21 protein-coding genes and 1 tRNA gene are annotated in these 22,552 nt (G+C 62.8%); 11 read left to right on the forward strand and 11 right to left on the reverse strand.

The window, feature by feature from the left end:
* From AC3EML_RS19815 to AC3EML_RS19850, 8 genes are all read left to right on the forward strand, one after another.
* Positions 1 to 1,080: an ABC transporter ATP-binding protein gene (locus tag AC3EML_RS19815; RefSeq protein ID WP_023684650.1), complete on the forward strand. Its 1,080-nt coding sequence runs from the start codon at positions 1 to 3 to the stop codon at positions 1,078 to 1,080.
* A 10-nt stretch (positions 1,081 to 1,090) separates the two neighbouring features.
* Complete coding sequence (locus tag AC3EML_RS19820; RefSeq protein ID WP_352520291.1) at positions 1,091 to 2,182, forward strand: ABC transporter ATP-binding protein; 1,092 nt, start codon at positions 1,091 to 1,093, stop codon at positions 2,180 to 2,182.
* Entirely contained in the window at positions 2,183 to 3,049 is an 867-nt protein-coding gene (locus AC3EML_RS19825) for a carbohydrate ABC transporter permease (RefSeq protein WP_352520292.1), read from the forward strand.
* 1 nt (position 3,050) lies between these two features.
* Positions 3,051 to 3,965 carry a carbohydrate ABC transporter permease gene (locus AC3EML_RS19830; protein WP_352520293.1) on the forward strand — a complete coding sequence of 305 codons (915 nt, stop codon included), beginning with the start codon at positions 3,051 to 3,053 and terminating at the stop codon, positions 3,963 to 3,965.
* A gap of 67 nt (positions 3,966 to 4,032) precedes the next feature.
* Positions 4,033 to 4,320 (forward strand): DUF2160 domain-containing protein, encoded by a 288-nt coding sequence (locus AC3EML_RS19835; protein ID WP_023693410.1) that lies wholly within the window; start codon positions 4,033 to 4,035, stop codon positions 4,318 to 4,320.
* A gap of 77 nt (positions 4,321 to 4,397) precedes the next feature.
* Positions 4,398 to 6,125 (forward strand): ABC transporter substrate-binding protein, encoded by a 1,728-nt coding sequence (locus AC3EML_RS19840; protein ID WP_023670978.1) that lies wholly within the window; start codon positions 4,398 to 4,400, stop codon positions 6,123 to 6,125.
* 89 nt (positions 6,126 to 6,214) lie between these two features.
* Positions 6,215 to 7,708 (forward strand): glycerol kinase GlpK, encoded by a 1,494-nt coding sequence (glpK, locus tag AC3EML_RS19845; protein WP_352520294.1) that lies wholly within the window; start codon positions 6,215 to 6,217, stop codon positions 7,706 to 7,708.
* Positions 7,709 to 7,730: 22 nt separating this feature from the next.
* Complete coding sequence (locus AC3EML_RS19850; RefSeq protein ID WP_023670980.1) at positions 7,731 to 8,207, forward strand: DUF6882 domain-containing protein; 477 nt, start codon at positions 7,731 to 7,733, stop codon at positions 8,205 to 8,207.
* A gap of 90 nt (positions 8,208 to 8,297) precedes the next feature.
* On the opposite strand, the gene AC3EML_RS19855 is transcribed toward AC3EML_RS19850, so the two are convergent.
* Positions 8,298 to 8,798 (reverse strand): BA14K family protein, encoded by a 501-nt coding sequence (locus tag AC3EML_RS19855; protein ID WP_352520295.1) that lies wholly within the window; start codon positions 8,796 to 8,798, stop codon positions 8,298 to 8,300.
* 322 nt (positions 8,799 to 9,120) lie between these two features.
* On the opposite strand from AC3EML_RS19855, the gene AC3EML_RS19860 reads away from it, so the two are divergent.
* Positions 9,121 to 9,196: transfer RNA gene (locus AC3EML_RS19860), tRNA-Lys, on the forward strand.
* 49 nt (positions 9,197 to 9,245) lie between these two features.
* Here AC3EML_RS19860 and AC3EML_RS19865 read toward each other — a convergent pair.
* The 6 genes from AC3EML_RS19865 to AC3EML_RS19890 all read right to left on the reverse strand — a co-directional run bounded on the left by AC3EML_RS19865 (position 9,246) and on the right by AC3EML_RS19890 (position 15,073).
* Positions 9,246 to 10,307 (reverse strand): ABC transporter ATP-binding protein, encoded by a 1,062-nt coding sequence (locus tag AC3EML_RS19865; RefSeq protein ID WP_023730144.1) that lies wholly within the window; start codon positions 10,305 to 10,307, stop codon positions 9,246 to 9,248.
* 39 nt (positions 10,308 to 10,346) lie between these two features.
* Entirely contained in the window at positions 10,347 to 11,168 is an 822-nt protein-coding gene (locus AC3EML_RS19870) for a carbohydrate ABC transporter permease (protein WP_352520296.1), read from the reverse strand.
* Entirely contained in the window at positions 11,168 to 12,106 is a 939-nt protein-coding gene (locus AC3EML_RS19875; protein ID WP_023670984.1) for a carbohydrate ABC transporter permease, read from the reverse strand. The genes AC3EML_RS19870 and AC3EML_RS19875 overlap by 1 nt, the downstream gene beginning before the upstream one ends.
* The gene (locus AC3EML_RS19880) at positions 12,106 to 13,443 is read right to left on the reverse strand and encodes an ABC transporter substrate-binding protein (protein WP_352520297.1); all 1,338 of its coding nucleotides are present in this window, start codon (positions 13,441 to 13,443) and stop codon (positions 12,106 to 12,108) included. The genes AC3EML_RS19875 and AC3EML_RS19880 overlap by 1 nt, the downstream gene beginning before the upstream one ends.
* Positions 13,444 to 13,506: 63 nt before the next feature.
* The gene (locus tag AC3EML_RS19885) at positions 13,507 to 14,166 is read right to left on the reverse strand and encodes a GntR family transcriptional regulator (protein WP_023688610.1); all 660 of its coding nucleotides are present in this window, start codon (positions 14,164 to 14,166) and stop codon (positions 13,507 to 13,509) included.
* A 22-nt stretch (positions 14,167 to 14,188) separates the two neighbouring features.
* Positions 14,189 to 15,073: a dihydrodipicolinate synthase family protein gene (locus AC3EML_RS19890; RefSeq protein ID WP_352520298.1), complete on the reverse strand. Its 885-nt coding sequence runs from the start codon at positions 15,071 to 15,073 to the stop codon at positions 14,189 to 14,191.
* A gap of 215 nt (positions 15,074 to 15,288) precedes the next feature.
* On the opposite strand from AC3EML_RS19890, the gene AC3EML_RS19895 reads away from it, so the two are divergent.
* Complete coding sequence (locus AC3EML_RS19895) at positions 15,289 to 16,431, forward strand: hypothetical protein (RefSeq protein ID WP_352520299.1); 1,143 nt, start codon at positions 15,289 to 15,291, stop codon at positions 16,429 to 16,431.
* Positions 16,432 to 16,648: 217 nt separating this feature from the next.
* Here the strand turns inward: AC3EML_RS19895 and dprA are convergent, their stop codons facing one another.
* The 4 genes from dprA to AC3EML_RS19915 are packed head-to-tail and all read right to left on the reverse strand — an operon-like array spanning position 16,649 to position 20,683.
* On the reverse strand, positions 16,649 to 17,776 hold the full coding sequence (gene dprA / locus AC3EML_RS19900; RefSeq protein ID WP_352520300.1) for a DNA-processing protein DprA: 1,128 nt from the start codon (positions 17,774 to 17,776) through the stop codon (positions 16,649 to 16,651).
* Positions 17,773 to 18,378: a glycerol-3-phosphate 1-O-acyltransferase PlsY gene (gene plsY, locus AC3EML_RS19905; protein WP_023696534.1), complete on the reverse strand. Its 606-nt coding sequence runs from the start codon at positions 18,376 to 18,378 to the stop codon at positions 17,773 to 17,775. The genes dprA and plsY overlap by 4 nt, the downstream gene beginning before the upstream one ends.
* Before the next feature lie 56 nt (positions 18,379 to 18,434).
* Positions 18,435 to 19,721, reverse strand: a complete 1,287-nt coding sequence (locus AC3EML_RS19910; RefSeq protein WP_352520301.1) for a dihydroorotase — start codon at positions 19,719 to 19,721, stop codon at positions 18,435 to 18,437.
* Positions 19,718 to 20,683 carry an aspartate carbamoyltransferase catalytic subunit gene (locus AC3EML_RS19915; protein WP_023806087.1) on the reverse strand — a complete coding sequence of 322 codons (966 nt, stop codon included), beginning with the start codon at positions 20,681 to 20,683 and terminating at the stop codon, positions 19,718 to 19,720. Before AC3EML_RS19915 ends, AC3EML_RS19910 begins: the two co-directional genes overlap by 4 nt.
* Positions 20,684 to 20,878: 195 nt before the next feature.
* Here AC3EML_RS19915 and AC3EML_RS19920 point away from each other — a divergent pair, with 195 nt between their 5' ends.
* Entirely contained in the window at positions 20,879 to 22,507 is a 1,629-nt protein-coding gene (locus AC3EML_RS19920) for a DNA alkylation response protein (RefSeq protein WP_023670993.1), read from the forward strand.
* Positions 22,508 to 22,552 lie beyond the last annotated feature (45 nt).

Consider the following 22,552-nt stretch of genomic DNA (forward strand, 5'->3'; position numbering starts at 1 on the left):
ATGCTGGAACTGAGAAACGTGACGAAGATGGTCGGCGCGGTGGAGCATATCCGCGACGTGTCGCTGACGCTTCAGCACGGCTCGCTCAACGTTTTGCTCGGGCCGACACTGTCGGGCAAGACCAGTCTGATGCGGCTGATGGCCGGACTCGACGTGCCGACCACCGGTTCAGTCTGGTTCGACGGCCAGAATGTCACCGGCATGCCGGTGCAGCAGCGCAAGATCGCCATGGTCTATCAGCAGTTCATCAACTACCCCGCGATGACCGTCTACGAGAACATCGCCTCGCCGTTGCGCGTCGCCGGCACCGACCAGGCCAAGATCGACAAGGAAGTCCGCAACGCGGCAGGGCTTTTGAAGCTCACACCCTATCTCGACCGCACGCCGCTCAGCCTGTCCGGCGGCCAGCAGCAGCGTACGGCGCTGGCCCGCGCCATCGTCAAGAATGCCAGTCTGGTGCTGCTCGACGAGCCGCTCGCCAATCTGGATTACAAGCTGCGCGAGGAGTTGCGCGCCGAGCTGCCCAAGATATTTGCCGCCGCCGGCACCATTTTCGTCTACGCCACGACCGAGCCGCATGAAGCCTTGCTGCTCGGCGGCAATACGGCGACGCTGTCCGAGGGGCGGATCACCCAATTCGGGCCGACCATCGACGTCTTCCGCAAGCCGATCGACCTGGTGACGGCGAAAACCTTTGCCGATCCGCCGCTCAACACCATCGTGCTGGCCAAGAAAGGTCCGGATTTCCTTCTCGAGGGCGGCGTCAAGCTGCCGGTACCTGCCGAACTCGCCGGCATTGCCGACGCCAACTACACGATCGGCTTCCAGCCGCATCATCTGTCGCTCGAGCGGCCCAACGCCGCCGCGGTGCCGGTGCGCGCCAAGGTGACGATCACCGAGATCACCGGCTCGGAAAGCTTCATCCATCTCGATTTTGCCGATGCGCGCTGGGTCATGCTGACCCACGGCATCCGCGATTTCGAGCCCGACGCCGAGATCGAGGTGTTTATCGATCCGCGCCACATCATGGTCTTCGACAGCAACGGCAGCGCCGTCGCCGCGCCGAAGCTTGCGGCCTGAGGGGGAAGAGATGGCGCGCATCGACGTCAACCATGTCAGGCACTCCTACCTGCCCAATCCGCAGAAGGATGCCGATTTTGCGCTGCGGGAAGTGCACCACACATTCGAGGATGGCGGCGCCTACGCGCTGCTTGGGCCCTCGGGTTGCGGCAAGACCACGCTGCTCAACATCATTTCGGGACTTTTGCACCCCTCGCACGGTGAGTTGCTGTTCAACGGCAAGGACGTCACCAATCTGTCGACGCAGGAGCGCAACATCGCGCAGGTGTTCCAATTCCCGGTCATCTACGACACCATGACGGTCTACGACAATCTGGCCTTCCCGCTGCGCAACCGCGGCGTGCCGGAGGCCGATGTCGACCGCAAGGTGCGCGAGACGCTGGAGATGATCGACCTGGCGTCGTGGACGAAGAAGAAGGCGAGGGGCCTGACCGCCGACCAGAAGCAGAAGATCTCGCTCGGCCGCGGCCTGGTGCGCTCGGATGTCAATGCCATCCTGTTCGACGAACCGCTGACGGTCATCGATCCACATATGAAGTGGGTGCTGCGCTCGCAGTTGAAGCAACTGCACCGCCGCTTCGGCTACACCATGGTCTATGTCACCCATGACCAGACCGAGGCGCTGACCTTCGCCGACCAGGTCGTCGTCATGTATGATGGCGGCATCGTCCAGATCGGCACGCCGGCTGAATTGTTCGAGCGCCCGCGCCACACATTCGTCGGTTACTTCATCGGCTCGCCCGGCATGAACGTCATGCCGGTGGCGATCGACGGCAAGACCGCGACCATTGGCAGCCAGCGCATCGAGCTGCCCGGCGCGCCAAAGACCGCCGCTGGGAGCTCCGGCGCCATCGAACTCGGCATCCGCCCCGAATATGTCAGGCTCGGCCGTGACGGCATGGCGGTTAAAATCAGCAAGGTCGAGGATCTCGGCCGCCACAAGGTGGTGCGCGCCAGCCTCGAAGGCCGCGAGATCGCTGCCGTCATCGGCGAGGACGAGAGCGTGCCGGCCGACCCAAAGGTTCGCTTCGATCCGGCCGGCATCAACATCTATGCCGATTCCTGGCTGGTTGAGATGGGGCTTGTCGAGATGGGGGCATAGATGGAAAAGACCTGGAACAACAAGGCCTGGTTCCTGGTGCTGCCGGTGCTGGTGCTGGTGGCGTTCTCGGCCGTCATTCCGCTGATGACGGTCGTCAACTATTCGGTGCAGGACACCTTCGGCAACAACGTCTTCTTCTGGGCAGGCACCCAGTGGTTCGAGGAACTGCTGTCGTCCAGCCGCTTCTGGGAAGCCATGGTGCGCAACCTGATCTTCTCCTTCATCATCCTGGCCATCGAAGTGCCGCTCGGCATCTTCATCGCGCTCAACATGCCGAAGAAGGGTTGGGGCGTGCCGGTCTGCCTGGTGCTTATGTCGTTGCCGCTGCTCATTCCGTGGAACGTCGTCGGCACCATCTGGCAGGTCTTCGGCCGCAACGACATCGGCCTGCTCGGCTACTACGTCAATGCGATCGGCATCGACTACAATTACGTTCAGGATCCGTTCGACGCCTGGGTCACCATCATCATCATGGACGTCTGGCACTGGACCAGCCTTGTCGTGCTGCTCTGCTATGCCGGCCTGGTTTCGATCCCGGATGCCTTCTACCAGGCGGCCAAGATCGACGGCGCTTCGCGCTGGGCGGTGTTCCGTTATATCCAGCTGCCGAAAATGCAGCGTGTGCTTTTGATCGCCGTGCTGTTGCGCTTCATGGATAGCTTCATGATCTACACCGAGCCCTTCGTCGTCACCGGCGGCGGCCCCGGCAACTCGACCACCTTCCTGTCGATCGACCTCGTCAAGACCGCGCTCGGCCAGTTCGACCTCGGTCCGGCAGCCGCCATGTCGCTGGTCTACTTCCTGATTATCCTGTTGTTGTCATGGGTGTTCTACACCGTGATGACCAACTACGACGCGGAGCGCTGAGATGAGCGGCGCCAACGAAAGAGCCGACAGAGTGAGCGAAACCACCGCTTCGGGAAAATTGGCGAGCACGCTTTCGCAGGATCAGGTCGCCCGGCTGATGCGCAAGCGCGGCGAGGAATCGCGCTGGTGGTGGATCGTGCCGACGATCTACATCATCGTGCTTCTGCTGCCGATCTACTGGCTCATCAATATGAGCTTCAAGACCAATGCCGAGATCGTCTCCTCGCTGACGCTCTATCCGCATCAGCCTACGATCGCCAACTACCTTACTATCTTCACCGATGCGTCCTGGTATTCGGGCTACATCAACTCGATCACCTATGTTGTCATGAACATGGTGATTTCCGTGGCTGCGGCGCTGCCGGCGGCCTACGCCTTTTCGCGCTACCGCTTCCTCGGCGACAAGCATCTGTTCTTCTGGCTGTTGACCAACCGCATGGCACCGCCGGCAGTGTTCGCGCTGCCGTTCTTCCAGCTCTATTCGGCCTTCGGCCTGATCGACACCCACATCGCTGTGGCGCTGGCGCACTGCCTGTTCAACGTGCCGCTGGCGGTGTGGATCCTCGAAGGCTTCATGTCGGGCGTGCCCAAAGAGATCGACGAAACAGCCTATATCGACGGCTACTCCTTCCCGCGCTTCTTCGTCAGGATATTCATGCCGCTGATCGCCAGTGGCATCGGTGTCGCCTGCTTCTTCTGCTTCATGTTCTCATGGGTCGAACTTTTGATCGCCCGCACGCTGACCACCACTGACGCCAAGCCCATCGCCGCCACCATGACCCGCACCGTTTCGGCCGCCGGCATGGATTGGGGCCTGCTCGCCGCCGCCGGCGTGCTGACGCTGATCCCCGGCGCGCTCGTCATCTGGTTTGTCCGCAACTACATCGCCAAGGGCTTCGCCCTGGGGAGGGTGTGATGAAACAAAAGCACGGGTTCATCCTCACCACCACCGCCAATGGCTTTGCCCTGGGGAGGGTGTCACCATGAATCTCGACCTCACCTGGATGGCGTGGACGTGGCCGACGGCGGCGTTCTTCGGCACCATTCTTCTGCTGCTGTGCGGCATGGCGTTTTGGGAATTTGCCTCGCCGGGCGGCAATCCGCGCGTCGGCGTCCTGCGCTTCGAGACGACGCGCGGCGACCGTCTTTTTCTGTCGCTGCTTGGCAGCGCCTTTATCCATCTCGCTTGGCTGGGTCTTGTCGGATCCAACCTGTGGTGGGCTCTCGCTCTCTCCGTGGTCTACGCCGTCGGCGTGTTCCGCTACGTATAGAGGGGGAAACTGTTGGATCGACCGCGTGCCGGCGGCCGTTCCAGATCGCACTTGAAACCTAAATGTGGAGGAAACCTATGCGACGGCAATTTTTAACATCAACAACTGCCCTTGTCCTGTTGCTCGGGGTAGGCAACGCCTACGCCGGAATGGATGAGGCCAAGGCGTTTCTGGACAAGGAAATCGGCCCGCTGTCGACGCTCGACCGCGCCGGCCAGGAAGCAGAAATGCAGTGGTTCATCGATGCCGCGAAGCCTTTCGCCGGCATGGACATCAAGGTCGTGTCCGAAACCATCGCCACCCACCAGTATGAATCGCAGGTGCTGGCGCCGGCCTTTACCGCCATCACTGGCATCAAGATCACGCATGACGTCATCCAGGAAGGCGACGTCGTCGAGAAGATCCAGACCCAGATGCAGACCGGCCAGAACCTTTATGACGGCTGGGTCAACGATTCCGACCTGATCGGCACCCACTGGCGCTACCAGCAGGTCCGCAACCTGACCGACTGGATGGCGGGCGAGGGCAAGGACGTTACCAATCCGAACCTCGACCTGAAGGATTTTATCGGCACCTCCTTCACCACCGCGCCGGACAAGAAGCTCTATCAGCTGCCCGACCAGCAGTTCGCCAACCTCTACTGGTTCCGTTACGACTGGTTCAACGACGAGAAGAACAAGGCCGACTTCAAGGCGAAATACGGCTACGACCTCGGCGTTCCCGTCAACTGGTCGGCCTATGAGGACATCGCCGAGTTCTTCACCGGCCGCGAGATCGACGGCAAGAAGGTCTATGGCCACATGGACTACGGCAAGAAGGACCCGTCGCTCGGCTGGCGGTTCACTGATGCCTGGCTGTCGATGGCCGGCAACGGCGACAAGGGCCTGCCGAACGGCCTGCCGGTCGACGAATGGGGCATCAAGGTCAACGAGAAATCACAGCCGGTCGGCTCCTGCACGGCGCGCGGCGGCGACACCAACGGCCCGGCTGCCGTCTACTCGATCCAGAAATACCTCGACTGGCTGAAGGCCTACGCTCCGGCCGAAGCCCAAGGCATGACCTTCTCCGAATCCGGCCCGGTGCCGGCACAGGGTGCGGTCGCGCAGCAGATATTCTGGTACACCGCCTTCACCGCTTCGATGGTCGACGCCGGCGCCAAGGCGGTGCTGAACGACGACGGAACGCCGAAGTGGCGCATGGCCCCGTCGCCGCATGGCGTCTACTGGAAGGACGGCATGAAGCTCGGCTATCAGGACGTGGGTTCCTGGACGCTGATGAAGTCGACGCCGACCGACCGCGCCAAGGCCGCCTGGCTCTACGCGCAGTTCGTGACCTCGAAGACGGTCGACGTGAAGAAGAGCCATGTCGGCTTGACCTTCATCCGCGAAAGCACGATCCACGACAAGAGCTTCACCGAACGTGCGCCGAAGCTCGGTGGTCTGATCGAGTTCTACCGCTCGCCGGCCCGCGTTCAGTGGTCGCCGACCGGCACCAACGTGCCCGATTATCCGAAGCTGGCACAGCTCTGGTGGCAGGCGATCGGCGATGCCTCGTCCGGCGCCAAGACGGCGCAGGAAGCCATGGACTCGCTCTGCGCCGAGCAGGAAAAAGTCATGACCCGCATCGAGAAGTCGGGCGTCCAGGGCGATATCGGCCCGAAGATGGCCGAAGAGCATGACCTCGCCTACTGGAACGCCGACGCGGTCAAGAACGGCAATCTCGCGCCTCAGCTGAAGATCGAGAACGAGAAGGAAAAGCCGATCACCATCAACTACGACGAACTGGTGAAGAGCTGGCAGAAGTAATCTTGGCGTACGCGCCAGGATCATAGTGAACGGGGAGGCGGCATCTTGCCGTCTCCCCTGTTTGTATAGGCGAGCTACCGGGAGGACTAATGACCGGATACATCCTTGCAATCGACCAGGGTACGACATCGACCAGGGCGATCCTGTTCGACGGCGCGATGAAGGTCGCCGGCAGCAAGCAGCAGGAATTCACGCAGCATTATCCTGCCTCCGGCTGGGTCGAGCATGATCCGGAAGAGATCTGGGCAAGCGTCGTCGCGACGGTCAAAGGCGCGCTGAAGGCCGCCGGCCGCGAGGCCTCGGATGTGGCGGCGATCGGCATCACCAACCAGCGCGAAACCGTCGTCATCTGGGACAAGGCGACCGGCAAGCCGATCCACAATGCCATCGTCTGGCAGGACCGCCGCACCGCGCCGCTGTGCCAGAAGCTGAAAAAACACGGCCTGGAGAAAAAGTTCACCAAAAAGACCGGCCTGCTGCTCGATCCCTATTTCTCCGGCACCAAGATCGCCTGGATGCTGGACAAGGTAAACGGTGCGAGAAAGCGCGCCGAAAAGGGCGAACTGCTCGCCGGCACTATCGACAGTTTTTTGATCTGGCGGCTGACCGGCGGCAAGGTGCATGCGACGGATGCCACCAACGCCTCGCGCACGCTGGTCTATAACATCGAGAAAAATGTCTGGGACGACGAGCTGCTCTCCATCCTGCGCATCCCGGTGGCGATGCTGCCTGAGGTCAAGGATTGCGCCGACGACTACGGCGTGACGGAAAAAAGCCTGTTTGGCGCCGAAATCAAAATCCTTGGCGTGGCCGGCGATCAGCACGCAGCGACCATCGGCCAGGCCTGTTTCGAGCCAGGCATGATGAAATCGACCTATGGCACCGGCTGCTTTGCGCTGCTCAACACCGGCGCCGATCTGGTGCGCTCGAAGAACCGGCTGTTGACCACCATCGCCTATCGGCTGAACGGCAAGACCACCTATGCCTTGGAAGGCTCGATCTTCATCGCCGGTGCCGCCGTGCAATGGCTGCGCGATGGCATCAAGGTGATCGGCAAGGCCGAGCATAGCGGCGTTTTGGCTGCAACCGCCGACCCCACGCAGAACGTCTATCTGGTGCCGGCTTTCGTCGGTCTCGGCGCGCCGCATTGGGACGCCGAAGCGCGTGGCGCGATCTTCGGGCTGACGCGCAACTCAGGCCCGGCGGAGTTTGCCCGCGCGGCGCTTGAATCCGTCGCCTACCAGACGCGCGATCTCCTCGACGCCATGCGCAAGGACTGGAAGGGGGCATCGGCCAAAACCGTGCTTCGCGTCGACGGCGGCATGGTGGCCTCCGACTGGACCATGCAGCGGCTGGCCGATATCCTCGATGCGCCGGTCGATCGCCCGACCATTCTGGAGACGACGGCGCTGGGTGCGGCGTGGCTTGCCGGCTCGAAAGCAGGCGTGTGGCCGAAGGCGAAGGATTTTGCCAACAGCTGGGCGCTCGAGCGCCGCTTCAAGCCGGACATGGATGCCACGGTGCGTTCGGCAAAACTGGCCGGCTGGCGCGATGCGGTGCGCCGGACGCTGAGCGTACGGTAGTAAATCGTGGCGGGGGAAGGGGATGAATCCACACTGGTATGTCGCCTGGCGCGACGAGGCTGTCGAACAATTGGATGCAAAGAATGCACGCTTGCAGCAGGCGTTCCGACTCGGCAGTTGGCCTCGCTATGACTATGATCTGACAGAAGGAAAGCTTCTGTTCTCGGACAACGGCATCACCAAGGTCGTCGCCGAAATCCAAATCGCCGGATCGACGAGTGCCAAGGCCAGCAACTGGCTCTGGGCTTGGGCAAATTCAAACCTGCCTGGCGAACTGCTTGCCGACGCAAAGCTGGTTCGGTCATTCGGACAGGAGCATTCCATTGATGAGCTGGCTCAATCCTATGCGATAGCTTTGAACAACGACCTGGAAGTGCTCGGCTGGAAGATGACCGCAGTTGCGGTTCGAATCTGCAACGGCCTCGGTGCATACCGTTCTCCGCGTGGTGAAGGCGGAGCCCTGTATCTGATCTTCAAGAGCGTCAATTGGGCCAGCTAATCCGCCGCGCCCGTACCCAAGCAACCTACGGAAAAGCCCGCGCCGTTGCCGGCGCAGGCTTTTCTACTCAACACTTGGTACCAACTCAGCTCAATAGGGCGAATTGCACTGTTGACGCGGGCCGTAATTGGGCTGGAATGTGTTGTCCGAGGCGCGGTAGGAGCGATAGCGGTCGTAGCACCACTGCACATGCGCATCGCCGCCGTAGACGCGGTTGTTCTCGCTGTTGACGATCGCACCGGTGATCAAGGCGCCGGTGGCGAAGGCAGCCAGCGGGAACCAGTAGTCGCCGTGACGGCGATAGCCGCGGTGATATTCGCGATAGCCGCGATGGCCATTCCAATAGCTGCCGCCATCATTGTTGCGCGAGAACTGGCGGCCTACGCGGAAATCGCGATTGCCGGAATTGAGGTTGCCGTGGCGCATCCACCGCCAGTTGTCATGACGAGAATCGCCCACATTCACGATGTCGGACGAAGTTGCTGATGACTGGGGCACGAACATTTGGGCGGCATTGGCCGGCATAGCGGCGGCCGCGGCAAACGAAATTGACAGGGTGGTCGCCAGTAGACCCGTTGCGATCTTGTTCATGATCTTCTCCTTGAAGGGTGGTTGACGTCCCTTGTGAGACGAAAACGGCCCGCTCGTGCGATGGTTCCCACCAAAACAGTAAGTTGCTGATTTGTAATGTTTCTCGAATGTGGCGCGTGAGAAAAGGCGCGTCTCGCGCGCCAACAGATCGAAGCGGCGACCAAGTTGCGGGAGCGGCTCACCGGGCTGGTGACGACGCAATTTGCGGCGCGTCGGGCGATGGCCGAAACCCCGATGGAACGGCCATCTTTTTCCGGTTGACCGGTCGCGGCACTCTCCCTATGTTCCGCGCAATTTCGAGGGCGGCCTTTAGAGCCCGCGGGAGCGCGTAGCTCAGCCGGTAGAGCAACTGACTTTTAATCAGTAGGTCTCGGGTTCGAACCCCGACGCGCTCACCAGAAATATTTCGTGCGAAAGTTGCTCCCTGTCAGCAGCCCCCGTCGCCGCCTACAATCGCCGCCCGGTCTTGACGTCGAACAGATGAGCACAGGCGCGGTCGATCTCGATGCGCATCTGCTCGCCCTGTTTCAGTGCCAGCCGCTCGCGGAAAAGGCAGGAGATTTCTTCTCCGGCGCAGTCGACCCTGGCAAAGATTTCCGAACCCGTTGCTTCCAGAAGCACGATCGTGCCGGGGATTCCTTTGGCGGTCGTCGCTCGGATGTGTTCGGGCCGGATGCCGTAGATGAGGTCGCCGCCGGGAATGTTTGCCAGGTCGATGCCTTCCGGCAGCGGCAAGATCAGTCCACCGGCGCTGCGGAAAACGCCTTCCTCGACATGGCCGCGAATGAAATTCATCGCCGGCGAGCCGATGAAGCCGGCAACGAAGAGGTTGGCCGGGCGATCGTAGAGATCGAGCGGCGCGCCGATCTGCTCGACAAGGCCGTCATGCAGCACGACGATCTTGTCGGCCATGGTCATGGCCTCGATCTGGTCGTGGGTGACGTAGATGGTGGTGGTTCCCAGCCGCTGGTGCAGCGCCTTGATCTCGCCGCGCATCTGCACGCGCAATTTGGCGTCGAGATTGGACAGCGGCTCGTCGAACAGGAACACCTGCGGGTCGCGCACGATGGCGCGGCCCATGGCGACGCGCTGGCGCTGGCCGCCGGAAAGCTGACGCGGATAGCGGTCGAGCAGCTTGTCCAGGCCGAGAATGCTGGCGGCCCTGCCGACGCGGCCGGCGGTGTCGGCCGGATCGGCTTTCTTGATCTTCAGGGCAAAGCCCATATTGTCGGCCACCGTCATATGCGGATAGAGCGCGTAGTTCTGGAACACCATGGCGATGTTTCGGTCGCGCGCCCTGAGATTGTTGACGACGCGATCGCCAATGGCGATCCTGCCGCCCGAGATCGTTTCCAGTCCGGCAATCATGCGCAGCAGCGTCGACTTTCCGCAGCCCGACGGCCCGACCAGGATGACGAATTCGCCATCGGCGATGTCGACGCTGACATCGTGGATGATCTTGGCGGCTCCGAAAGCCTTCTGAACGTTGTTGATTGTTACCGATGCCATTGGATTTCTCCCGGAAATGAGTGATGTCGGGGCCGTGCCTCAGCCGCCCTTGACGGCGCCTGCGGTCAGCCCGGCGACGATCTGCCTTTGCGCGAACAGGGTCAGCACCAGCACCGGCAGCGTCACCACAAGTGCTGCGGCGGCGAGCGGACCCCAGCTCACCTGCTCGTAGGAAAGCATGTTGTAGACGGCGACCGGCAGCGTGCGGGTCTCGCGGCTGGCGAGCACAATGCCGAAGACGAAATTGTTCCATGAGAAGATGATCGACAGGATGAAGGCGACGACAATGCCCGGCTTGGCGATGGGCAAGGCGACCAGCCGGAACACCTGCCAGGAACTGGCGCCATCGATGTTGGCCGCTTCTTCCAGCTCCATCGGCGTGGTCTCGAAATAGCCGATCATCACCCAGACCACGATCGGCACCGTCACCACCAGATGGATGATGATCTGCGGCCACAGCGTGCCGAGAATGCCGACCCACTGGAACAGCAGGAACAGCGGAATGAGATAGGAAAGCCCCGGCGTCATGCGGGCGATCATGATGACCACCGCCGAGCGTTCGGCCTTGAGTCGCGCGATGCCATAGCCCGCCGGCACGCCGATCAGCAGCGCCAGCAACGTTGCCGTGCCCGTCACCAGAACCGAATTCCAGAAATAGAGCAGGAAATTGTTCTCCTCTAATACCTTCACATAGTTCGACCAGGCGAGATGTTCCGGGATCAGGATCGGCGGGTATGCACCGTTGTCGATCTCGAACTTCAGCGACAGCGAGATCATCCAGAGGAAGAACAGGATCGCCGGCGAGACGAAGACCAGAGCCGCGAAAAACAGCCCGATCCGGTTGAGCAGCCGTGAACTCATTATTTGCCCTCCACCCCGATCCATTGGGAGCGCTGGCGCAGCATCAGCAGGATGAAGGACAGCGCGACGATGACGATGAAGAACACCACGGCCATGGCCGAGCCATAGCCGATGTCGTAGTAGGAGAAGGCGGTGTTGTAGAGATAGATGTTGATGGTTTCCGAGGCCGTGCCCGGTCCGCCCTGGGTCATGGCGTAGATGATGTCAAAACTCTTCAGCGCATCGATGGTGCGGATGATCATGGCGATCATCAGGAACGGCGCGATCATCGGCAAGGTGAGATAGCGGAACTGCTGCCAGGCGTTGGCGCCGTCGATCTCGGCGCTCTCGAAGGGCTCGCGCGGCACGGAGGCCAAGCCGCCCAGCACGATCAGCATCACCAGCGGCGTCCACTGCCAGGTCTCGACCGCAACCAGGGACGGGATGACCGTCCTGGCGTTAAAGATCCATTCCTGCGCCGGAATGCCGACCAGCGACAACAGATAGTTGAGCACGCCAAGCTGGGGATGGAACATCATCGTCCAGACCAGCGCCACGGCGACTGGCGTTGCCATCATCGGCATGACGAAGACGCCGCGCAACAGGCCGCGCAGCGGAAATTTGGCGTCGAAGATCAGCGCCGCGACAGTGCCAAGGAACATCGGCGCCGCGACCGAAAGCGCCGTATAGGTCAGCGTATGGAAAAGCGATTCCCAGAAGCGTTGGTCGACTGCCAGCCGCAGATAGTTTTCCATCCCGGCAAAGCTTCGCGCCTGGCCGAGGGTCCAGCGGTTGACGCTCATCCACAGTGTGAAGGCCCAGGGAAAGACGATCACGGCGCCGACGACGACGAGCGCCGGGACGACGAAAGGCCAGTAGTTGGGAGCCAGACGGATGGTCTGGCCCCCTTCGATGGCTTGCGTCGTCACCCCGGTGCGTTCTGGGGTGATGGCGGACATCAGCCTTGCTCGCTCCGGTCGAGCACCGGCTGGAACTGCTCGGTGGCCTTCTTTAGTTCCTCCGCCGGATCGGCGCCGGCGATCAGATTGGTCAGCGCCACGCCATAGATGTCGCGGAACTCGGTGACCGGAATGATGACCGGCAGCGACAGCCGGCTGACATTGCCCGAGCCGACCACGGCATCGAGCCAACTCGCCGGCATGGTGACGCCTTCGCGCACCTTGGGATTTTCCAGCACCGACTTGCGGAACGGCACGCCGGCACCCGCCTGCAGCAGGCGCGCGCCCATGGCGGGCGAAATCGCCCACTGGCAGAAGAGGTAGGCGGCCTCCTTCTTCTCGCTGGTGGCCGTCACGCCGAGGCCGTCGCCAAAGGTGCCGGCGGCATGCGCCTTGGGCCCCTTCGGCATGACGCCGTAGCCAACCTTGCCGACCACTCGTGACTTTTCCGGATTTTCCATTGGCGGGGCAAAGCCGACGCCATCGAACCACATCCCGATCTTGCCCTGCAGGAAGGCGGACTGGGCTTCGGCCCAGTTGAATCCGGTGACGCCTGGAGGCGCCGACTTGGTCATCAGCCGCTGGTAGAGGCTGGCTGCCTCGACCGCCTCGGGCGAGGTCGTGCGCAGCTTGCCCTTGTCGTCGAGCGGCGTCATGTCGTAGCCGAGCATAAGCGACGTCCACACCGGCGTGTTGGCGTTCTTGAGGCCGCGGGCGACAAATCCATAGGTGTTGGTCGACGGGTCGGTCAGCGCTTCGGCCGCCGCCACCAATTGCTCGAAGGTTTCAGGGTATTTGAGGCCCTTGGCCTCGAACAATTCCTTGTTCCAGTAGACGATCCAGTAGTCGACTGAGAACGGTAGCGAGCGCAGCACGCCCTGGCCGTCCTTGGCAAACAGCATGCCGGCATCGGCGAAATCGGTTTCCACCAGCGCAGGATCGGTCAGGGTCGGGTCAGCGAGATAACCTGATATGTCGGCCAGCCAGCCACCCTTTTCGAACTGCCGCTTCTGCACGTGGTAGCTCAGATGCACGACGTCGAAGCTCGGCTTGCCGGAGCTCAGTTCGATCACCGTCTTCTGGCGCTGCTGCTGTTCGGGCGTCGCCTCGGCATTGACCTTGATGCCGGTCAGTTCCTCGAACTCGGCGATGTATTTTATCAGGGTGTCGCTGCGCGGGCTCTTCACCAGATTGACGTCAAGCGTCGTTCCGGCAAAGCGCTTCCAGTCGACGCCGGCGGCAAAGCTTGGGCGAACACCGGCAAAGCCGGCGGCGGCAAGGGCGGCGGTTCCGTGGAGGAGTTGCCTCCTGGTTGGGTTGAACAGATTGGACGACATTTTCTTCCTCCCGGTTGTCGTTATCGATTGCGCCGCAGCGACCGCGGCGCGGCTCATGCTTCCTCAGATTTGCAGCGCCAGCCGGCGCGCCTTTTCGATATGCTGGCTGATGGCCTCGACCGCCTTCCCAGGATCGCGGCTCTGCATCGCATCGATCACCGCCAGGTGCTCGCGCATGACCGGCACGACGCGCCCGTCGATACGGAACCGCTCCTGGTGGATCAGGCGGATCTTCACCGAATTCACCAGATAGGCCTTGGCGATGATCTCGTTGCCCAGCGCATCGATGAACGTGTCGTGCATGGCCCAGTCGATGGTCTGCGCCTTGGCCTCCATCTCCGGCGTCGGGGTTTGCGCCAGCGCCTGGGCAAGCATGTCCTCATGCTCGCGCCGCAAGCGGGCAAGCTCGGCATCGGAGGCGCTTACCGTAAACAGCGCCACCGCTTCACGCTCCATGAACAGGCGGAACTGAAAGGCCTCGCGGATCAGGCTGATGTCTATATGGGCGATCTGCATGCCGCGCTGCGGGATGGTCGTCAGCAGTCCTTCCGCCTCGAGACGCGGCACGATCTCGCGAATGGCGCCGAGCGGCAGTCCGGTGAAGGCAACCAGCTCACGTTGCGACACGAACTGGCCCGGCTTGAAGTCGCGCGCCAGCAAATGCCGCGTGAAGCTGGCATAGGCCTTCTCCCTGAGGGTGGTCGGTTCGTTGCCGTCTTCCATTTCGGCGCGCTTCCTTTGCCGGTCAGGCCGGTTCCCTGGCAAACAGGCTGTCATAGGCTGCGGCAAGCTGCTGCTGCCCTTGCAACGCAATCGGCTCCAGCGGCGGACGGACCGCCAGCCAGCGCTCGTCGCCGGTCTTGCGCGCCACCATGACCTTTACCGCGGGGGTGACCGGATATTTCAGCAATTCGAGCACAAAACTTTCGACGCGAGGATCGTCGCGCCCGTCCTCGGCCATGGCGCGGATTTCGCCCGGGACGAAATTGGCCATGCCCGAGATTGCACCTTGAGCACCCAGTCGCACCGCACGCGCCAGATGCCTTTCATCGCCGATCAGGATCACCAGATCGCCATGGGCGGCAAGCAGCGCCTCGCTGTAGCTCCAATTTCCACCGGAATCCTTCACCCCGGCGACCACGTCGGGAAAAGCAGTGCGCAACCGGCCGATCAGGCCAAGCGAAAGCTGCACCATGGTAACCGAAGGGATGTTGTAGAGCAGCACGTCACGGGCGAGGGGGCCGAGCGCGGCAAAGACGGCGGAGAACCAGCCGAAAAGGCCGTCCTCGCCGACATTCTTGAAGTAGCTTGGCGGGGCCAGCAGAATGTTTCGGGCGCCGCGCTGCAAGGCATGCTGTGCCTGTTCGGCAGCGTCTTCGGCGGCGCCGACCAGCACGCCGGCAACGAGTTGATGCGGCAGGATTCCAGCAGCCAGCATGGCTTCGGTCACCGACCGCCGCTCCGTCGTGCCCACCGACGAGCCTTCCCCTGTGGTGCCGAAAAGCGTCACGCTGCCGCAACCCTGCGCCAGGCAACTTTTGGCCTGAGCGATCATGGGAGCGGTGGCGATCTGCCCGCGGGCATCGAAAGGCGTGGCGAGAGCGGCCGAAAGGCCAAAGCGTGATGTCACCGGAAGGTCTCCGAACTAGGTGTGTATGCCGTGTTAGCACACTAACATGTTAGTCGTAAATTGGGGTAGTGCGCTTTTTTAACAGCGGAGGGCCTTCACAGGTTCGAAGCCCATGGCGGATCGAGACCATTGGCGAAACAGCAGGAGCGGCAGCTCCAAGCTTGTCCCCATTCCAGTCGATGGCTAAACTCAGCCTTCCCAGGGGAGGTTCTGACATGACACTTCATGTTTCGGCGGATGCTGTAGCCGCTAAGGCGGCGACATCTCAAAAATACCTCTTCGGCCCGGTTGCCGATTTCCTCATGCTGGGCGGCAGCGCCTTTCTCATCCTGCCGGTGCTGTTTCTCGTTCCGCTCGAATATGAAGGTCCGGTGGCCGCAACGATGGTCTTCGTGGCCTATCTCGTGAACTATCCTCACTTCGCCCACTCCTACCAGCTCTTCTACCGCAATTTCGGGCGCAAGGTGACGGGCGACGGCTACGACAGGAGCCTGCAGCTACGCTACATCTTCGCGGGCATTGTCGTGCCCCTGGTCATGGCCGGGTTCTTTGCCTATGGCGCCGCGGCGGCGAACACGCGCCTGCTCGGCTATGCCACCAACGCCATGTTCTTTTTTGTCGGTTGGCACTACGTCAAGCAGGGCTACGGCATGCTGATGGTGGATGCGGTGCTGAAGCGCAAATTCTTCGACGACCGCGACAAGAAGGTGCTGCTGGTCAACTCCTATGCCGTGTGGATCCTGGCATGGCTGCAGACGAATACGGCGGTCACCCAGGGCAAATATTATGGCCTGGACTATTACACATTCGCGGCCCCTTCCTGGATTACCGACATCGGCGTGCTGGCGGCCGTTGCGTCGACGGCGGCCACGCTCTTGATGCTGGTCAATCGCTGGCGGAAGAACGGCGCCGGTCTGCCCTATAACGGTTTGGTGGCCTATGTCGCGTCGCTCTATCTCTGGATCCTGATTGCCAGAGTAAACCCGCTTTGGCTGTTGATCGTGCCCGCGCTCCACTCGCTGCAGTATCTCGCCGTGGTCTGGCGCTACCAGACGAACGTCGAGCGCGACAGTTCCGATGCCGAAGGCGATCCGCAGCCGAAAATCCTGTCCTTTCTTGGCCCCCTCTACAGGTTTCGGCTCCTCGGCTTCATCGTCGGCGGCACGGCCCTTGGCTATCTCGGCTTCTGGCTGATCCCATCCGCCCTGACGGCTTTGATTCCCTATGACAGGCAAGTGCTGGGGTCATCGCTGTTCTTCTTCATCGTGCTCATCTTCATCAATGTGCACCATTATTTTCTGGACAATGTGATGTGGCGCCGTGGCAATCCGGAGGTATCGAAGTATCTGTTCCGCTGACTGATGCGCAGACTGTCGAGGCCGGTTTTCGTCAGCTGTCGAGTATGCCATCGCGAGCGTGATCGTCAGTGCAACGGAGAGCCCTGGAATGGCGGAGTGCTTTTCCGAGAGCCGCCTGGAAAATGCCCTACGGTGGCATCTGTACCGGCGTTGGCGCCGCCGGCGTGACCCTCGACGCGTGAGTTGCGGCCGACGTGCGGCGGGATCGGCTGGAACGTCACGTAACCAATGAGACATTGCCGCCGGCATGGCGCTCGATGCGGCCGGCAAGGTCGAGTTCCAGCAGCACCATGGAGACTTGCGCGGCGTTGAGGCCGGTGTGGCGGATGATCTCGTCCACGCCCACCGGCGTTGGGCCCAGCGCCTCGAGCACGCCGCTGCGTTCGTCCTCACCGGGCGGGGGTGTTGCCGAAAAATCGGGTGCCTTTTCTGGCGGCGCAATGCTTCGCGTTCGCGTGCCCGCCAAGGGTGCGATCGCACCGGAAACATCGGCCGCCTCGGTGACCAGGGTGGCGCCATCCTTGAGCAGCCCGTTGGAGCCGGCGCAGCGCGGATCGAGCGGCGAACCCGGTACGGCAAAGACCAGCCGGCCCATCTCGCCGGCCAGGCGCGCGCTGATCAGCGAGCCGGAGCGTTGCGCAGCTTCGATCACCACCAGTCCGAGGGCGGCGCCCGCGACAAGCCGGTTGCGGCGCGGAAAATCCTGCGCCCGCGGCTGCCAGCCGAACGGCATTTCCGAAATAACGGCGCCGCCACGCTCGGCAATGTCGTCGCACAAGCCGATATTTTCGGGCGGGTAGGGGACATCGAGCCCACCGGCCAGCACACCCACTGTACCAGTCGAGAGACTGCCCTGGTGTGCTGCCGTGTCGATGCCGCGCGCCAGGCCGGAAACGATGACGTAGCCGTCGCGGCCAAGATCCGCCGCCAGCATGCGCGCCATCTTGATGCCGGCGAGCGACGCGTTGCGGGCGCCGACGATGGCCACCGCCGGCAGGCGAAAGACGGCTGCCTCGCCCTTCACGGCAATCAGCGGCGGCGGATTGTCCATGTTTTTCAGCATCGGCGGGTAGTCGGCCTCGCCGATGCCGACGAAGCGGGCGCCGTTTTCACTGGCTGCGTCGAGTTCCGCTTCGGCTTCCTCCACGGAAGGAATGCGCATGATCCTTTTGGCTCCGCCCGAAATCATCAGCTCGGGCAGCATCTCCAACGCCGCCTCCGCCGAACCAAAGCGGTTGATCAATTCGCGAAACGAGGCCGGGCCGACATTTTGTGTGCGGATCAGCCGCAGCCAGCTCAGCCGCTGCCGGTCGCTGAGGCGCGGCCCGGCGGCGGGCTTGCTCAACCCTTGGCTCCGATCTTGCCTTCGGTGCCGGCAAGAAGGCGCGAAATGTTGGCGCGATGTTTGAAGATGACGATCAGGCTCATCACCAGGAACAGCCCGGCGGTCTCAGGTGTGCTCCAGAAATAAAGCGCGATCGGCACGATGACCGCCGCCGTCAGCGCTGCCAGCGAGGAATAGCGAAACAGAAAAGCCATCGCCAGCCAGACGACGATAAAGATCAGCGCCACATGCCAGCCGAGCGCGATCAGCACGCCGAGATAGGTCGCCACGCCCTTGCCGCCCTTGAAACCGAGCCAGACCGGAAACAGATGGCCAAGGAAGGCGCCAAGGCCCGCCCAGAGTCCAAGGCCGGCCCACAGTCCGTAGTCGTGTCCAAAATGGCGCGCGATCATCACCGCCGCCGTACCCTTCAACGCGTCGAGCACCAGCGTCGCGGCGGCGAGGCCCTTGTTGCCGGTGCGCAGAACGTTGGTGGCGCCGATATTGCCGGAGCCGATTTTGCGCACATCGCCGAGGCCGGCCGCGCGGGTGATCAAGAGGCCGAAGGGAATCGAGCCGAGGAGATAGCCGAACAGCAATGCCAGGATAACGTTATAACTCATTGTTTGCCCCCGCATTTCCCCAGCAACATATCGGTCTGCGACGTGGCGCGATCGCTCTAGCTCGAAAACACTGTGCGGCCCGCCACCAGCGTTTGCAAGACCATGCCTTGCAGCCGCGCACCTTCGAAGCAGGTGTTTTTCGAGCGCGAGCGGATGCCGCTTTCACTCACGATCCAGGGTTCTTCAAGGTCGATCAGCGCAAGATCGGCCGGCGCTCCCGGCTTCAGCGTGCCGCCCGGCAGGCCGAACAGCCTTGCTGGTGCGGTGGACAGTGTTTCGACCAGCCGAAGTAGCGGCACGTCGCCATTGTGGTAGAGCCGAAGCGCTGCTCCAAGCAGCGTCTCCAACCCGATCGCGCCGGCAGCTGCATCGGCGAAGGGAAGGCGCTTGGTGTCGACATCCTGCGGGTCGTGCGAGGAGACGATGATGTCGATCGTGCCGTCCTTGACCGCCTCGATCATGGCCAGCCGGTCTTCCTCCGCGCGCAAAGGCGGCGTCAGCCGGAAGAAGGTGCGGTATTCCCCGACATCGTTCTCGTTCAGCGACAGATTGTGGATCGCCACGCCCGCCGTGACATTGGCCTTGTCGGCTTTCGCGCGCGTCATCGCTTGCGCTGCCATCGCCGTCGAGATCTTGGCCGCGTGGTAGGCGCCGCGCGTCAGCCGTGCCAGCGCCAGGTCGCGCTCCAGCGGGATGGACTCGGCCTCGCGCGGAATGCCGGCAAGGCCGAGCCAGCTGGCATACAGGCCTTCATTCATCACGCCCGCCGAAGCGAGGTCGCCATCCTGTGTCTCATGTGCGATGACGCCGCCGAAATCGCGGGCATAGGTCAGCGCCCGGCGCATCACCAGTGCGCTGGATATTGTGTGCCGCCCATCGGTGAAGGCGACCGCACCGGCCTCGCGCAACAGGCCGAATTCGGTCATCTCGCGACCGGCGAGGCCTTTGGTGATCGCCGCCGCCGGAAAGATGTTGACGCTTGCCGTGTCCTTGGCGGTGCGCAGCACGAATTCGACCAGCGCGACATTGTCGATCACCGGGTCGGTGTCGGGCATCATGACGACGGAGGTGACGCCGCCGGCCGCCGCCGCAACGCTGGCCGAAGCGATGGTCTCGCGATGTTCGCCGCCCGGTTCGCCGATGAAGACGCGCGCGTCGATCAGGCCGGGAATGATCGCCTTGCCGGCGCAGTCGACCACGGTGGCTCCCGCCGGCAGGCCCTGGTTCAGGGCAGCCTTGCCGGCGGCAACGATCTTTTTCCCTTCGACGATGACGGTGCCGACCTCGTCGATGCCGCGTGACGGGTCGACGATGCGGGCGCGCTCAAAGACCGTCGTGCTCATGCGCCGCGGCCCTCTGCATTGCGGCGGGGATCGAGCAGCGCTTCCATGACCGCCATGCGCACGGCCACCCCCATCTCGACCTGTTCCTGGATGACGCTTTGCGGACCGTCGGCGATTTCGGACGCAATCTCGACGCCGCGGTTCATCGGACCGGGATGCATCACCAGCGCGCCGTCCTTGGCGGCCTTCAGCTTTTCGGCATCGAGGCCGAAATAGCGGAAATATTCGCGTACCGAAGGCACGAAGGCGCCTTCCATCCGCTCGCGCTGCAGGCGCAGCATCATCACCACGTCCGCGCCCTTGAGGCCCTCTGCCATCGAGCGCGAGACGATGACGCCCATTTTCTCGATGCCGGACGGTAGCAGGGTCGACGGCGCCACCACACGCACCTGCGCACCAAGCGCGTTCAACAGCATGATGTTGGAACGCGCCACGCGAGAATGCAGGATGTCGCCGCAGATCGCTACGATCAGTTTCGACAGCGGCCCCTTGGCGCGGCGGATAGTCAGCGCGTCGAGCAGCGCCTGCGTTGGGTGTTCATGCGCTCCGTCGCCGGCATTGACCACCGAGCAGCCGACCTTCTGCGCCAAAAGGGCGGCGGCGCCCGCAGACTGGTGGCGGATGATCAGGATGTCGGGGCGCATGGCGTTCAGCGTCATCGCCGTGTCGATCAGCGTCTCGCCCTTCTTCACCGAAGAGCTCGCCACCGACATGTTCATGACGTCGGCGCCGAGCCGTTTCCCGGCCAGTTCGAACGACGACTGCGTGCGCGTCGAGGCTTCGTAGAAGAGGTTGATCTGGGTGCGGCCGCGCAGCGTCGAGGTCTTCTTTTCGGACTGCCGCGAAATGGCGACGGCGCGATCTGCCCGGTCGAGCAGAAGCTCGATGTCACCGGGGGAAAGATCGCGGATGCCCAGAAGATGGCGGTGAGGATAAAGCGGCAGGGACGAAGCGTCGGTCATCTCAAGGCGCTGCTATAGGGGGGAGAATTCCTTGCCGCAAGCGCCAGCTTGGGATTGCGGCCTTTCTCCCCGGTATTTTCGTCGCGCGCGCCGCCTGCCTTGGGCTATATCTAGCCGATTGCTTCGGATTCGAAGCCTTGTGATGTGAGGCCTTTCTTGCGTTAGAAGGCCCTTCTACTTTCAGAAGGATTGGGCGTGACCGACGACGTGACCAACCAGCCTCCGCCGCTGACGGGCGGCAACGCCTGGCGGGGCGATCCGTTGCTGATCCAGCTTGCCGAGCGTTTTTCCGATCCGGTGCGCAAGGACCTCGACGGGCTTGGCCGGTTCGTCCTGACGCAGGAGGCGCAGGAGCTGGCGCGCCTCGCCAATGTCGAGACGCCGAAGCTCCGCACGCATGACCGTCAGGGCCGGCGCATCGACCTCGTCGAATTCCATCCGGCCTATCATGCGCTGATGCGCCGCTCGGTTGCCGGCGGCCTGCATTCCTCGATCTGGGAAAACGGCGATAGCGAGATCGGCCGTCGCCATCAGGTGCGCGCCGCGCGTTTCTACCTGACCGCCGAACTCGAGACCGGGCATCTCTGCCCCATCACCATGACCAGCGCTTCGCTGGCCGCCCTGATGGCCAGCCCAAAGCTGTTTCGCGAATGGGCGCCGCGCGTGACGACGCGCAAATACGACCAGAGCCAAAAGCCGCCGGTCGACAAGGCCGGGCTGACGCTCGGCATGGGCATGACCGAAAAGCAGGGCGGCACCGACGTGCGCGCCAACACCACACGGGCCGAACGCGCCGGCAGCGGCTTTTATCGCCTCACCGGCCACAAATGGTTCATGTCGGCGCCGATGTCGGACGCTTTTCTCGTGCTTGGACAGGCGCCGGAAGGGCTTTCCTGTTTTCTCGTCCCGCGCATCCTCGGCGACGGTTCCGGAAACGGCTTCCGCTTTCAGCGGCTGAAGGACAAGCTCGGCAACCGCTCCAACGCCTCATCGGAGGTAGAGTTCGTCAACGCCATCGGCGAGATGGTCGGCGAGCCCGGCGCCGGCATAAAGACAATCATGGACATGGTCACGCTGACCCGGCTCGACTGCGCCGTCGCCTCGTCGGCAATCATGCGAGCGGGGCTGGCTGAGGCCGTGCATCACGCCCGTCACCGCCAGGTGGCCGGCTCGACGCTGATCGAACAGCCGCTGATGCAGCGCGTGCTGGCGGACATGGCGCTCGATGTCGCCGCCGCCACGGCACTCTCGTTCCGACTGGCGCGCTCCTTCGACGAGGCTGCCGGCGACCGCGGCGAGGCTGCTTTTGCCCGCGCCATGACCCCGGTGGTCAAATACTGGGTCTGCAAGATCGCGCCGCCACTGCTCTATGAGGCGATGGAGTGCCTCGGCGGCAATGGCTATGTCGAGGAAGCGCCGCTCGCCCGCTACTACCGCGAAGCCCCGGTCAATGCGATCTGGGAGGGCTCAGGCAATGTCATGGCGCTCGACGTGCTGCGCGTGCTCGGCCGCGCGCCCGGCCTGTTCGAGGAGGTGCTGGCCGGCATCGACCGCGATCTCGGCGCCGGCGGACGCGGAACCATTGGCGTGCTCAAGGCGGCCATGCAGGTCGCCGGCACCGATGAGGGGTCGGCCCGCCTGCTGACCGAACAGCTGGCGCTGTCGGCGGCAGCTGCGGAATTGCGCCGGCTGGGGGCAGGGCGGATTGCGGACGCCTTCGTCGAGACGCGGCTCGCCGGCCAGTGGCGCAACACCTATGGCATGCTCGATTCGCGCCACGATGCGCGCATGATCATCGACACGCTCTATCCGCCGGTGAATTGAGGGCCTTCCGCCAGTCCGTGAACGAATTTGCCTGCCTGTGGACAG

The sequence above is a fragment of the Mesorhizobium sp. P170090 genome (assembly GCF_057786115.1).